12 protein-coding genes are annotated in these 13,201 nt (G+C 39.3%); 10 read left to right on the top strand and 2 right to left on the bottom strand.

All coding sequences use genetic code 11. The annotated features are described in order from the left end of the window. Positions 1–25 precede the first annotated feature (25 nt). Positions 26–1,675, bottom strand: a complete 1,650-nt coding sequence (gene cdr, locus ML543_RS02815) for a CoA-disulfide reductase (RefSeq protein ID WP_243385615.1) — start codon at positions 1,673–1,675, stop codon at positions 26–28. Positions 1,676–1,933: 258 nt separating this feature from the next. On the opposite strand from cdr, the gene ML543_RS02810 reads away from it, so the two are divergent. Further along, positions 1,934–3,355 (top strand): alanine/glycine:cation symporter family protein, encoded by a 1,422-nt coding sequence (locus tag ML543_RS02810; RefSeq protein WP_243385614.1) that lies wholly within the window; start codon positions 1,934–1,936, stop codon positions 3,353–3,355. Positions 3,356–3,524: 169 nt separating this feature from the next. Here the strand turns inward: ML543_RS02810 and tnpA are convergent, their stop codons facing one another. Further along, complete coding sequence (gene tnpA, locus ML543_RS02805) at positions 3,525–3,758, bottom strand: IS200/IS605 family transposase (protein WP_419095339.1); 234 nt, start codon at positions 3,756–3,758, stop codon at positions 3,525–3,527. Here tnpA and ML543_RS02800 point away from each other — a divergent pair. The 9 genes from ML543_RS02800 (at position 3,753) to sbnB (ending at position 13,193) form a co-directional block, all read left to right on the top strand. After that, complete coding sequence (locus ML543_RS02800; protein ID WP_243385613.1) at positions 3,753–4,178, top strand: hypothetical protein; 426 nt, start codon at positions 3,753–3,755, stop codon at positions 4,176–4,178. The two genes, tnpA and ML543_RS02800, sit on opposite strands and share 6 nt — an antisense overlap. 15 nt (positions 4,179–4,193) lie before the next feature. Beyond that, on the top strand, positions 4,194–4,775 hold the full coding sequence (locus ML543_RS02795; protein ID WP_243385612.1) for a hypothetical protein: 582 nt from the start codon (positions 4,194–4,196) through the stop codon (positions 4,773–4,775). Between the two features lie 364 nt (positions 4,776–5,139). Next, positions 5,140–5,766, top strand: a complete 627-nt coding sequence (locus tag ML543_RS02790; protein WP_243385611.1) for a hypothetical protein — start codon at positions 5,140–5,142, stop codon at positions 5,764–5,766. A gap of 760 nt (positions 5,767–6,526) precedes the next feature. Beyond that, on the top strand, positions 6,527–6,889 hold the full coding sequence (locus tag ML543_RS02785) for an RHS repeat-associated core domain-containing protein (RefSeq protein WP_419095338.1): 363 nt from the start codon (positions 6,527–6,529) through the stop codon (positions 6,887–6,889). Between the two features lie 309 nt (positions 6,890–7,198). Beyond that, entirely contained in the window at positions 7,199–8,182 is a 984-nt protein-coding gene (locus tag ML543_RS02780) for an ABC transporter substrate-binding protein (RefSeq protein WP_243385610.1), read from the top strand. 83 nt (positions 8,183–8,265) lie between these two features. Beyond that, on the top strand, positions 8,266–9,276 hold the full coding sequence (locus tag ML543_RS02775; RefSeq protein WP_243385609.1) for a FecCD family ABC transporter permease: 1,011 nt from the start codon (positions 8,266–8,268) through the stop codon (positions 9,274–9,276). Further along, on the top strand, positions 9,269–10,273 hold the full coding sequence (locus tag ML543_RS02770) for a FecCD family ABC transporter permease (RefSeq protein ID WP_243385608.1): 1,005 nt from the start codon (positions 9,269–9,271) through the stop codon (positions 10,271–10,273). The genes ML543_RS02775 and ML543_RS02770 overlap by 8 nt, the downstream gene beginning before the upstream one ends. 878 nt (positions 10,274–11,151) lie before the next feature. Further along, the gene (sbnA, locus tag ML543_RS02765) at positions 11,152–12,138 is read left to right on the top strand and encodes a 2,3-diaminopropionate biosynthesis protein SbnA (RefSeq protein WP_279326524.1); all 987 of its coding nucleotides are present in this window, start codon (positions 11,152–11,154) and stop codon (positions 12,136–12,138) included. 56 nt (positions 12,139–12,194) lie between these two features. Further along, positions 12,195–13,193, top strand: a complete 999-nt coding sequence (sbnB, locus tag ML543_RS02760) for a 2,3-diaminopropionate biosynthesis protein SbnB (RefSeq protein WP_243385928.1) — start codon at positions 12,195–12,197, stop codon at positions 13,191–13,193. Positions 13,194–13,201: the final 8 nt, after the last annotated feature.

Here is a 13,201-nt window from a genome sequence, read left to right as displayed (position 1 = left end):
TTGGCAACTAAATTTGATTCAGTTGTTAATTTTGATGAAATACAGCGCTGTATAATTTGAATCCACCATCAAGATTCTTCGCATGATAACCGTTTTCTTGTAGGATGCGGGTAGCGATGTAACCGCGTAAACCTACTTGACATGTTACATAAATGATTTCATCCTTTGGTAGTTCATGAAGTCGGTCACGTAAATCGTCAAGTGGGATGTTGATTGAGCCATTAATTTTTCCTCTTTCAACTTCTAGCGGAGTTCGCACATCAATGAGTGTGCCACCGTTTGCGACGATTTCATCGATTTCATGCCATTGAACGGTTTCAACATCTCCTTCGACAATGTTTGATGCGACGTACCCAGCCATATTGACGGGATCTTTCGCTGATGAAAAAGGCGGAGCGTAAGATAATTCTAAGTCAGGTAAATCCATAACGGTGAGCCCACCTTTAATCGCAGTGGCAATCACATCAATTCGTTTATCAACTCCATCTCCGCCAACGGCTTGTGCACCATATATCTGTCCAGTTTCACGGTCAAAAAGCACTTTTAAAGTCATTTGTTTCGCGCCAGGATAATAGCCGGCATGATGGAGTGGGTGTACGTGAATCACTTCATATGGAATGTGATGATGCTGTAAAACTTTTTCATTGCTACCAGTAGCGGCTACGGTAAGGTCAAAAATCTTCGCAATGGAAGTGCCAAGTGTCCCATTATACTTTACATCACGACCGTTTATATGATCGGCTACTAAACGTCCTTGTCGGTTAGCTGGCCAAGCAAGTGGGACGAATGTTTCAAAGCCATGAATGTAATGTTTCACTTCAATCACATCACCTATGGCATAAATAGATGGGTCGGATGTTTGGAGATGTTCATTTACTTTAATCGCACCGCGGACGCCAAGTGCTAATTGTGCGTCTTTTGCCAATTGATTTTCTGGCGTAACACCGATTGCGAGTACAATCATATCTGTTTCAAGCGTTTGACCACTTGCTAATACCACACGTTTTCCTTCTTGTTCAATCGCTTTGACTCCATCGTTAAAGAGAAGGTTGACACCTTTTTCCTTCATATGCGTATGAACGATGGAGGCCATTTCAAAATCAATCGGATTCATGACTTGATTGGCCATTTCAACGAGCGTCACATTTACGCCGCGTTCGACTAAGTTTTCAGCCATTTCAACGCCGATAAATCCGCCACCGATGACCACTGCATTCGTTGGATTCGTTTGATCAATATGTGCTTTGATTTTATCGGTGTCTGGCACGTTGCGAAGGGTAAACACATTTTTCGCATTGTTTATTCCAGCGATAGGAGGAATGATTGGTTTTGCTCCTGGTGATAAAATCAGCACATCGTACGACTCCTCGTATTCCTCACCCGTCAGCACGTTTTTTGCCGTTACAGTTTTTGCTTCGCGGTTAATTTTCGTTACTTCAGTTAGATTTCGAATATCTAAGCGAAAGCGCTTTGACATGCCTTCAACAGATTGCACAAGAAGTTTTTGGCGACTTTCAATGACGTTTCCGATATAATATGGCAATCCGCAGTTTGCGAAGGAAATGTATTCACCACGTTCAAACATGATAATCTCATCTTTTTCATTTAATCTTCGTAAGCGTGCAGCAGCGGTAGCACCTCCTGCCACCCCACCAACAATCACAATTTTTCTCACAGTTAATGCCCTCCTTGTTAACATACCCTATTGGGCATAATATTCGAACGATTGATACGTGTCAAGGATTACATTTCAGTTGGAAAAAGTGTGAAGGTATTCCATTTAATTGAATTATTAAAAATTTTCAGAAAACGACTTGTCGAATTAGGTCGACTATGATATAGTATGATACATAAATACTTAAACGCTTAAACGGGTTAAAGTGTTAAGTTAAATGACAGAAAATTACGAATACAACACAAGGGAGAAGATAGTATGATCGTGGTCGATTTTTTGAACAATATTTTATGGTCGTATGTCGTCATTTACGGGCTATTAGGGATTGGCATTTATTTTACGTGGAAAACAGGGTTTATCCAATTTACGTATATAAAAGAAATGTTCCGCATCATTTTTGAAAAAACACCAGCACATAAGCCAGGGGAGAAACCGATTTCTTCATTTAAGTCGTTTAGCATAGGATCGGCAACAAGAATTGGAACTGGAAACTTAGCGGGTGTCGCAGTGGCGATTACGTTAGGGGGACCAGGTGCTGTTTTTTGGATGTGGATTGTGGCGATAATTGGTGGGGCAACGAGCTTTGTCGAAAGTACGTTAGCGCAAGTGTACAAAGTGAAAGATGTGGACAAGCCTGGCACGTATCGTGGCGGTCCAGCTTATTACATTTCAAAAGGTTTAAATCAAAAATGGCTTGGCGTAGTCTTTGCCATTTTAATCGCACTCACATTTGGCCTTATTTTTAATTCTGTACAAAGCAATACGATTTCAGCGGCATTTGAAGAAGCGTTCGGTCTACAAAGTGTCGCGGTGGGACTTATCCTTGCGGCTCTAACTGCTGTTATTATTTTTGGTGGGATTCATCGAATCGCCTTCGTATCAAGTGTGATCGTCCCAATTATGGTCGTACTTTATATCGTAATGGCAGCTGTCGTGTTTGTGACGAATATTGGTGAGTTTCCAGCTGTAATGGCATCAATCATTAAACACGCGTTTGGGCTAGAGCAAGCAATTGGTGGTGGTATTGGTGCAGCGATTATGCACGGTGTAAGACGTGGATTGTTCTCGAACGAAGCAGGAATGGGAAGTGCGCCAAATGCAGCAGCAACGGCGGCGGTTAGCCATCCAGCAAAGCAAGGATTCATTCAAACATTAGGTGTTTATTTTGATACATTGATCGTATGTACTGCAACAGCTTTCATCATCCTTGTTTCAACGGATGTGTACAATTCAGGTCAATATGAAGGGATTAACTTGTTACAAGCATCGTTAAGTTCGCAAGTGGGAGACTGGGCAAACATCTTTATTGCTGTCGCAATCTTTCTCTTTGCCTTTACATCGATTATTGGAAGTTATTATTACGGAGAGACGAATATTCAATTTATTAAAAACTCGAAAAGCATATTAAATCTTTACCGTCTTGCAACGATTGTGTTCGTTTTCATCGGTTCATTGGTCGGTCTCGGTTTTGTCTGGTCAGTCGCTGACTTATTCATGGGTCTAATGACGGTCATTAACTTAATCGGAATCGCCTTGCTAGGAAACGTAGCGTTCCGAGTTTTACGCGATTACAAAGATCAGCGTGCTAAAGGCCTTGAGCCAACTTTTGATCCGCTGAAACTAGGCATTGAAAAAGCGGAAGAATGGGAGATTGAAGAAGTTGAGCAAAAGGCGGGTTAAAAAGGGGGAAGCATACCAAATTCGGTATGCTTTTTCTTTTTTCGCTAAATTAAACGACCACCTACTAAAGCAGGTGGGTTTAGACATAAATGTCGACGACTAAAGTCGTTATCTAAGACTGAAGTCATCTTAAAGAACTTATGCTTAAGCACACTAAACTTGACTAAACTCATTCCTCAATTCTGAAGATGTCGTTCTTTTCATCACGAATTTGATTGGCGATGTAATGTCGAATGATTTCCTCTGTCTTAGTTCCCACTGTTGCACAAAAATATCCCCTTGCCCATAAGTGCTGACCCCAATATTTCTTCTTCAGTTCTGGAAATTCATCTTGCAATAATCTCGATGATCTTCCTTTTAGGTACTGCATGATTTTACTCGGAGCAAGACTTGGTTTATGGATGTAGATGGTTATTATGCATTAATTATTCCATTGTTAGGTACTATTTTGAGGTTTACGACGCCCTTAATAAGAAAGTATGCTATAAGATACGGAGTATTAGCAGTACAAAAAATTGGAAATAGAGTTGAAAAATATGCAGATAAGATTATTGGTAAGTATAAAGATAGGTATAAAATAATTTCACACTCTAATAGTCCAGTTGTTATTATAGACCAAAAGATAAAGAAAAGAATTTTCGCTATTGATTACGGTTATATTGACTTGATTAATCCAAAAGGAAAAATAGAAAAGCGCAGGGTTTGGCACTATCATATAAGAGATGAAAAAGTTCATTACGTATTTAGATGGGATATACCAAAGGGTTATAAATTGCCTCAAAGAAATGCAATGGAAAGAAAAAAATACAGATACGTTTGGTAGGGGAGGTCGCTTTTTATGTTTAAGATAGAGTTAAGACAAGAACCAATGAATGGGGATTTTGTTTTAACCAACAATAACGGAAATGAAATAAAATTCTCGATTTCTCCAGAAAACATGGATGAAACTGAAAAGCTTGAGAATTTTCTAGTTGACTTTTTATTGAAGAAGAATCAATTTCCAATATACTTGCATTTCTATGGAGGACTCAATCTTCTAAATGACTTAAGTATGAATGTAGATTACCAAGTAGTATGTAATTTTGATTTACTTGATAGGCAGTGGGGAATTTATAAGACTGAAATCAATACTCCCGAAAGTCTAGTGAAAGTGATTAATGAAACTTATTCATTAGCGACATGGATAGATCCGTTTATCATTTCTGATTCACCCAAAGTTAAATTTAGTATATATAAAGAAGTCAACACTAACATAATTACCGAGTTAGATATGAGTAATTCCAATTTATATATTAATGTAGGTCATGATGCGAATTATTTAGAATTTATCACAAATGATGAACGTTATTTAAGTGTCACCTCGCTCTCAAGCCATTTGCCAGACCATGTACAAATTTCCAAAATATTGTGGTCTAAATAATATCGTTCGTATTATCATAATACGATATTTTACATTGACCTCATATTTGATAAGCTACGACCTTTTCTTGAATTCAATGGGGGAAAGGTCGTCAAAATTTTCCTTGGAGAGCACGCTATTTCTTAGAAATCTAACGGCTTGTTTTAATATATTTTTTCGTTAGAGAGAAGATTTGATAGGACTAGAGTTGGTCGAGCTATCGACCGGGCAATAACTAGAGCAGAGAAATTGCTACTAAGACGTATAGGATATTAGAAACTATTGTAATGTATTTATTAGGAAACTGATAATTAAATATGCTTGACATGGATGGATGAGTAAATAATTTTAAAAAAATACAGATAATTTAATCAGGTAAGTGAACATGCCATGTCAAGCAATTTTTTTAGCTTTTGGTGCCATAAAGCAAGGAGGAGAAGTTGATAAATTTATGTTCATAACTATTCTAGCTTTTGCTTACTTATCTTGGGTCATATTCAAGTTGTTTATAAAACATTTAAAGACATCTGAAGATTATATAAAAAGGGCTAAAGATTATGAATTTTTTTTAAGGAATAAAACAAAGGCAATTATTATTTTAAAAAAAGCGATGAATCTATCCACATTAACTAACTTGGAAAGAGCGAACATTTTGATTGAAATCGGAATCTTGTATTACAAAAGAAAACAATATCTAGTAGCTTCGAAATATTTTGATCGTGCTTTTGAACTGATATTAAAGGAACCATTTTTACATGATAATAAACTTATTCGAGTATTAAAATCCTATATATATTCGGGACAAAAACGAAAAGCAATGAACCTATATAATAACCTCTTAGAACGTGAAACATATGACCCTAAATTTAGGAATATTAAGAAAGTAGAGAAGGATTTAACTGCTCAAAAAGGTGAAAAAATAACTATTCAGGACCTAGCAAAGGCAATAGCTCCTGCTGTACTAGGGTCATTTCGTCAAATTTATAACAAAAGAAAGCTAATAAAAAGATAACATGGGGGAATAATCTCTAAGATGATAATTTTCGCAAAGGTATTAGTGTTTTTGATAGGGATAGCAACTATTTATTGGGGGCTTACTCTCTCAAAAGAGGAACAAAAGAAGACTAGATGGATTGATCAAAGCTATATTCACACTGATTCTTTAGTTGAATTGATAATTTTGGTAATAGTATCAAACATACTAGGAAAGGTGCCAATTTGGATAATAAAATTGATTCTAATAATTATTGGAATTTTCTTTGTAATATTAGGTATAATTCTTATTCTTTGAATATTTTCATTGTTTTTGTATTAATAGCAAAATTACTTTTTTCTCTTTGCAGGGGTTGTAACATGCGCTTTGGGACTATATATGTTTTTTATACGACTTAACACCGATTCCTTTACAGTAAACCATTAGAACATATTAAATTTATCACTCTATTGCTTATATTTTTAATTATTAGTTCATTAAAATATTGTTTTTAGTTGGAGGAATCATATGTGTATCTGTAGGGATAATCAGATTAAGCCCTTTTCTATAGAAAGTTAATTCTGTAGTTTATTTGAAACCTGGTGTTCTTCACCAGGTTTTTCAGTGCGACGGGCAAGTTGTACCTAGTGTAATGTTCATTACACTGAATGAGCTGTTAAAGCTTGGAATACGCGTTACCTATGGTAAAAACGGTTTCCCGAAACTCAGAAAATTCATTTTCTCGGAGAAAACACTATACCGATAGCAATGGAAACGTGAGTACGATGCATGGGGAAATATACTATCACAAAGTGGAAGGCTGGCATCCGAAAATCCGTATCGTTATGCAGGCTATCGTTACGATGAAGCAACGGGTCTCTACTACTTGAAGGCAAGATATTATGATGCCGATACAGGGAGATTTTTAACACGAGACAAATTCCACGGTTTTGAAGACGATCCTAAATCATTAAAACAATATGCGTATGCCCATGGAAACCCAGTCCGTTATATGGACCCAGAAGGAAATTGGGAATGGCTCGTATTTAATGCTGCCATGGCAACGTATGATGGGTATCAAGCATATAAAAAAGCACGAGCTGAAGGAAAACGAGGCTATAAATTAGCGTTAGCTGTTGCATGGGCAGTTGCAGGGAACTAAATTAAAGTTGGTAAGGTTTATAAATATTTAAGGATTGCAAAGGGAAAGAAAGGAAGTCCTCGACACTTATTACGTGGGAGAGCATTCAAGAAAATTTTGGATTTATTGCTATATTCTCTCGATTTTAAAACATAGATTAAACTTCATGAATAGCTTCTTTACGGTTTTCAAAACTTTCCTCTCTTAAATCAATAAATCAAACGAAAATGATTTTCAATTTCAAAAAACTCTTGCCAAGATTTTCTCGATTCCATATAATGAGAATGTAATGATAACAATTCTCATTATCAACTATAGGAGGTCCATAAGATGACTACATATGTAAAAAGAAATCATTTCTTTTCATTATTTGCACTTATGATTGCTTTCGTTATTGCTTTAGTTGGTTGCAGTAGCGGAGCAACGAATGAGCCGGCAAGTTCAACAGAAGAAGAGGGAACAAGTGATGTTCGTACAGTGACACATGCGATGGGTGAGACAACTATTGAAGGTACACCAGAAACAATTGTAACGTTGTACCAAGGTGCAACAGATGCAGCAGTCGCATTAGGTGTTAAACCGGTAGGGGTTGTCGAGTCATGGGTAGAACAACCTATTTACAATTATTTGAAAGATGATTTAGAAGGCGTAACGATTGTTGGATTAGAAACTCAACCGAATTTAGAGGAAATTGCGAAATTAAATCCTGACTTAATCATCGCTTCTAAATTAAGACATGAAGAGATTTATGATCAATTATCGCAAATTGCTCCAACAGTTGCCCATGAAACAGTTTTCGAGTTTAAAGGAACAGTTGAATTGATGGGACAAGCTTTAAATAAAGAAGCAGAAGCGAATCAATTGATTTCCGATTGGGAAAATCGTGTCGCTGATTTCCAAACGAAAGTAGAAGAAAAAATGGGTGATGAGTGGCCGCTTGAAGTATCGGTGTTAAACTTCCGTGAAGATCATGCACGCATTTATGCAACGGGATTTGCTGGTACGATTTTAGATGAGTTAGGATTTGAGCGTCCACAATCTCAACAAACAGACGAAGCGGTTATTAAATTAACGGATAAAGAAAGCATTTCTCAAATGAATGCAGATGTGTTTTATATGTTTATGAGTGATAATGACGCAGTGAAGAAAACGTATGAAGAGTGGACAAGCCACCCGTTATGGAGCAACCTAGATGCTGTCAAATCCGAAAACGTATACACGGTCGATGAAGTAACGTGGAATATGGGTGGCGGTATTATCGCTGCGAACATGATGTTAGACGATATTTACGACCGCTTTGCATTAGAAAAATAATGGGGTGAAAATAGGAGGGAGTTTTACTTTCTCCTATTTTCCGTGTGTTACATATAGGATTAAAGTCATGGATGGGGGTTCCCATGGATACAGTATGGTCAAAAACAAAAATTATTGGGTTTAGTTTGTGTCTTTTTTTCTTTTTCATTGCATTTGGATTAAGTGTTTCATTGGGACAAAACCCAATCCCGTTTCAAACGACGCTTGACGCATTTTTTCATTACGATGAGTCGATAACTGAGCATGTCATTGTGAAAACATCTAGGTTCACGCGAGCGGTCATTGCAACGGTTGTCGGTTCGAGCTTGGCGATTGCTGGGGCCTTAATGCAAGCGTTAACGCGAAATCCGTTAGCAGCACCGGATATTTTAGGAATTAATGCAGGAGCGTTATGTTTTATCGTCGTTTCGGCGACCTTTTTTTCTGTCGATTCTTTATCTCATTACATGTGGATTGCGTTTATAGGTGCTGGTGTTGCTGGTGTGATGGTGTACTTTTTGAGTGCATTCGGACATGGGGGGCTTTCCCCGATTAAGATTGTCTTAGCCGGAGCGGCGATTTCCGCTCTTTTTGTATCGATTACGCAAGGGCTATTAGTCATTGATGAGCAACAGATGCAGACGGTGCTATTTTGGCTAGCTGGATCGGTTGCTGGGAGAAGCATGGAGATGATTCAACCCGTTTTACCGTTTATTGCCTCGGCTACCGTCCTAGCCTTTTTGTTTGGAAAGCCTATAAATATTTTGTTGTTTGGAGACGAAGTCGCTAAAGGGTTAGGGCAACGTACCATCTTACTCAAAATAACGATTGGCGTATTTGTGATCTTTTTGGCAGGGGGTTCTGTCGCGATTGCCGGTTCGATTGGATTTATTGGGTTAATTGTACCGAATCTCGTTCGTGGTCTTGTCGGCACTGATTATCGGTGGGTCATCCCATTTAGTGCTGTTATTGGCGCAACCCTTTTATTGTTAGCAGATGTAGCAGCAAGATTTATTCTTATGCCGCAAGAAATGCCCATTGGTGTGATGACGGCTTTCATTGGTACTCCAGTCTTTATTTACATTGCACGAAAGGGGCTGTCTAAAAATGGGTAGCAAACAGAGAGGGAAAAATACAAGAACGATTCTTCTTTTTAGTCTACTCGCCCTCTTTCTCTTTGTTTTAAGTTTATCTAGCGGTAGTACGTTCATCTCGCCCATTGACGTTTTGTATCATCTTTTAGGACTTGGGAATGGAGAATATGATTTTACAATCAACACGTTACGGCTTCCGCGTGTATTACTCGCATTTTTAGTGGGGGCAGCTTTAGGTGTTGCGGGGCTTATTTTACAAGGTGTAGTAAGAAATCCGTTAGCCGCTCCTGATATTATCGGAATTACAAGTGGAGCCTCTGTTGGTGCCATTTTGTTTGTCGTGTACTTGATGGGTTCGGTTAGTTTTCAATGGCTTCCATTTGCCGCCCTTTTCACAGCTGGGATTTCGACCTTAATTATTTACTTGTTAGCATGGAATAAAGGTGTTACACCGATGCGACTGATTCTAATAGGAATTGGGATGGCAGCCGGAATGAAAGCGGTGGTGACGATGCTTATTGTGTTAAGTGATACAGTCGTTACATCGAAAGCGTATCTCTGGTTAACCGGAAGCTTATACGGAGCGAATTGGCAAGACGTTTCATTGATGACGCCTTGGGTCGTCGTTTTTATCCCTTTAGCGCTTTTGTTTAGCCGCACATTGAATGTGATGGAGTTAGGCGACCAAGCGGCGATGGGACTTGGAGTACGTGTTCAGCTCTCTCGATTTTTATTATTAGCGATAAGCGTTGCACTAGCTGGTTCGGCGGTCGCCTTTGCAGGAGGCATTGAGTTTGTCGGATTAATTGCCCCCCATATTAGTCGGATGCTAATAGGACGTTCGAATCGAGGGCTTATCGTGTTGACCTCTTTAGTGGGCGCGAGTATGGTCATGCTTGCTGATTTGATTGCAAGAACGGCCTTTTTACCTCTTGATATCCCAGCAGGTGTGTTCACAGCAGGAATAGGAGCGCCTTATTTTATTTACTTGTTATATAAAAATCGAAATCTAGCTTAAAGACTAGTTTAGTAGGAATCATCTACCTTTTAAGAGGAGGGGCAATTCACATCGCTGTAGCCAAAAAAACACCCGAAATGGGTGTTTTTGTTTTTATTGTTACAGAAAGTATAAGTTCAATAAAGTGTTAAAGTATTCTCTTTACCGTTTTTTTGGCTCCAAGCGCCATCCGCTTGGGTCGCTTCGGCCCTGCTGTGGCGACGGAAGCCTCCTCGCAGGTCCTCCAGCGCCCTTCGCCTAAGGACTTGCGCTTTGCGCTTATGAGGACAGTTTTCGGATAGATTGTTGCTAAATGGTCATGAATGGTTGTAATACTTGAAGCGAGGTGGGAACAGCACGTGTCGAAGACCCTGCAGACAAGCATGCGAATTGAGGTGGATCTTAGAAAAGTGGAGGTGAATGTCCTGCGTCCGTTCGCTAGACGCAACGAGCCAAAACTAGACAGAACAAGTCTACAGAAAGCGTCCGCCTTTTGTGATAAAACTACAAACCTAGCTTTGTAGCCTTTTATAAAATAATCTTTAAAAAGTAAAGGACAAAGCTGTACCTCTCTAGCTTCACTTCAGTGCAAATGTTCAATGATTCTTTCCTCCAAATCTTGTCATTTCATCGATCAAAACGAACAGGAAGAAAGTCACGGTCGTAAAATTGGATAAATATATCAATAGTTCTAATTTTTACGAAAGTTATTGATAATGATTTTCATTTTTAATAGTATTAGGTTGTGATATTGATAATCGTTATCAACTAAAATGATAACCTCTTCTCGAAAAAGGGAAGAATCTGCTATCAACCTCGCTACGAAAGCAAGTAGAGGTCTTTTTTTAAAAGTGTAAATGATTATCATTATCATTTAAAATGCGTAAAGGGGGCACAAAATGAGGATTGAGATGAGGGAAGAAACGGTTAAACAGTCGATCTCAGCTTGTATCGGGCATACGCCTGTTGTGGCTTTAAATCGTTTGTTTCAACGGGAAGATGTCGATATTTTTGCCAAGTTTGAATTCATGAATCCAGGCGGAAGCATGAAGGATCGACCGGCCCGATTTATTATCGAACAAGGAATCAAAGACGGAACCATTACTTCAGATACACACATTATTGAAAGTACTTCGGGAAATTTAGGGGTTGCTTTAGCGATGATGGCAACGTTGCATCGCATCAAGCTTACGTGTGTTGTTGACCCGAAAATATCACCGACGAATTTAAAAATTTTAAAGCGGTTCGGGGCCAACATTGAAATGGTGAAGGAACAAGATGCGTATGGTGGGTATTTACAAACACGGATTCAGAAGGTTCAACAACTCGTAGCCAACGATCCGCATGCACTTTGGATTAACCAATACGCCAATGAGAACAACTGGAAGGCGCATTATTACGGTGCAGGCCAAGAATTAGTCGAGCAGCTTCCAGAATCGATTGACTACTTTTTCGGACCTGTTAGCACAACTGGAAGTCTTATGGGGATTAGTAGAAAGCTGCGGGAACGATATCCTAACGTAAAAGTTATCGCGGTTGATGCGGTCGGCTCTATTATTTTCAATGCACCGCCAGCCAATCGAGAATTACCAGGTATCGGTGCAAGTCGAGTTCCTGAAATTTTGAATCGATCAGAAATTGATGACGTCGTGTTTGTGAATGATTATGAGTCTGCCCAAGGTTGTCGAATGCTTCTTGAGACGGAAGGAATTTTCGCTGGTGGCTCGTCTGGTTCGGTGATTGCGGCCATTCAGAAAGTATTGCCATCGATACCGAGTGAATCAAAAATCGTCACCATCTTTCCAGACCGAGGTGACCGCTATTTGGATTTTGTATATGACGATGAATGGCTCGAAAAAGTAGCCGCAAGCATGAAAGGAGAATAAGGATGAAACAAGTAACACAAATGGAACAAAAGGAAACAAACCTAAAGAGACCAACGATGCTTTATTTGAGCAAGGAGGATATTCAACAAGTTGGAGGAGATGAATCCACTCTGTATGTACAAGCGTTAACGGAAGCCTTTCGTCTCCACGGAAAAAAAGATTTTGTTCAACCGTTAAAGCCTTATCTTCGTGCAAAGGGGAAAGAAGGGCATATTGCAGATCGGATTATCGCCATGCCTGCCCATGTAGGTGGAGAAGACCCAGTATCCGGAATCAAATGGATTGGTAGTAAACATGATAATCCGTTGAAACGTGGCCTAGCGCGTGCGAGTGGCCTCATTATTTTGAATGATCCCGAAACCAACTACCCCATCGCAGTAATGGAGGCAAGTTTAATTAGTAGCATGCGAACCGCAGCAGTTACAGTCATTGCCGCCAAACATTTAGCGAAAAAGAACTTCCAATCTGTGACGATCATTGGATGTGGTCTCATCGCCCATAAGCAATTGCAGTCGTTATTGGAGCAATTCGACCACATTACGGAAGTACATATTTACGATGTGAACGAACAAGCGCAATCGGAGTTCGTAGCGAAATGGAGAGAGAGTGCACCATCTGTTACGTTCGTTGAGCATACATCCGCGGAGAAGGCTGTTCAAGGTGGAGAAGTGATTGTACCGTGTACGGTGACAGACACTCCTTATATCGAATATAGCTGGCTTCAAAAGGGAGCGTTTGTCAGCAACATTTCCATTATGGATGTGAAAAAGGAGGTCTTTTTACAAGCGGACAAAGTGGTGGTTGATGATTGGGACCAAGCGAATCGCGAAAAGAAAGTCATTCACCAATTAGTACTCGAAGGGAAGTTTTCAAAAGAGAAGCTTCACGCTGAACTCGGTGAAATTGTGCTTGGCGAAAAAGTGGGTCGTGAAAATGACGATGAAATCATTGTTTTAAATCCTATGGGAATGGCGATTGAGGATATTGCAAGTGCGTATGCCGTTTATCAACGAGCTGTAAATCATCAAATTGGTACGACGTTAAATCTATTGTAAAGGAGGGA

The sequence above is a fragment of the Bacillus kexueae genome (assembly GCF_022809095.1).
GTDB lineage: Bacteria > Bacillota > Bacilli > Bacillales > Aeribacillaceae > Bacillus_BZ > Bacillus_BZ kexueae.
Note: the sequence above shows the minus strand (reverse complement) of the source record. Positions and strands in the feature narration are given on the sequence as shown.

Coding starts and splice junctions, on each gene's coding strand:
- ML543_RS02810 (WP_243385614.1), top strand. CDS start 1,934: ATGATCGTGGTCGATTTTTTGAACAATATTTTATGGTCGTATGTCGTC.
- ML543_RS02800 (WP_243385613.1), top strand. CDS start 3,753: ATGGATGTAGATGGTTATTATGCATTAATTATTCCATTGTTAGGTACT.
- ML543_RS02795 (WP_243385612.1), top strand. CDS start 4,194: ATGTTTAAGATAGAGTTAAGACAAGAACCAATGAATGGGGATTTTGTT.
- ML543_RS02790 (WP_243385611.1), top strand. CDS start 5,140: ATGCCATGTCAAGCAATTTTTTTAGCTTTTGGTGCCATAAAGCAAGGA.
- ML543_RS02780 (WP_243385610.1), top strand. CDS start 7,199: ATGACTACATATGTAAAAAGAAATCATTTCTTTTCATTATTTGCACTT.
- ML543_RS02775 (WP_243385609.1), top strand. CDS start 8,266: ATGGATACAGTATGGTCAAAAACAAAAATTATTGGGTTTAGTTTGTGT.
- ML543_RS02770 (WP_243385608.1), top strand. CDS start 9,269: ATGGGTAGCAAACAGAGAGGGAAAAATACAAGAACGATTCTTCTTTTT.
- sbnA (WP_279326524.1), top strand. CDS start 11,152: ATGAGGATTGAGATGAGGGAAGAAACGGTTAAACAGTCGATCTCAGCT.
- sbnB (WP_243385928.1), top strand. CDS start 12,195: ATGCTTTATTTGAGCAAGGAGGATATTCAACAAGTTGGAGGAGATGAA.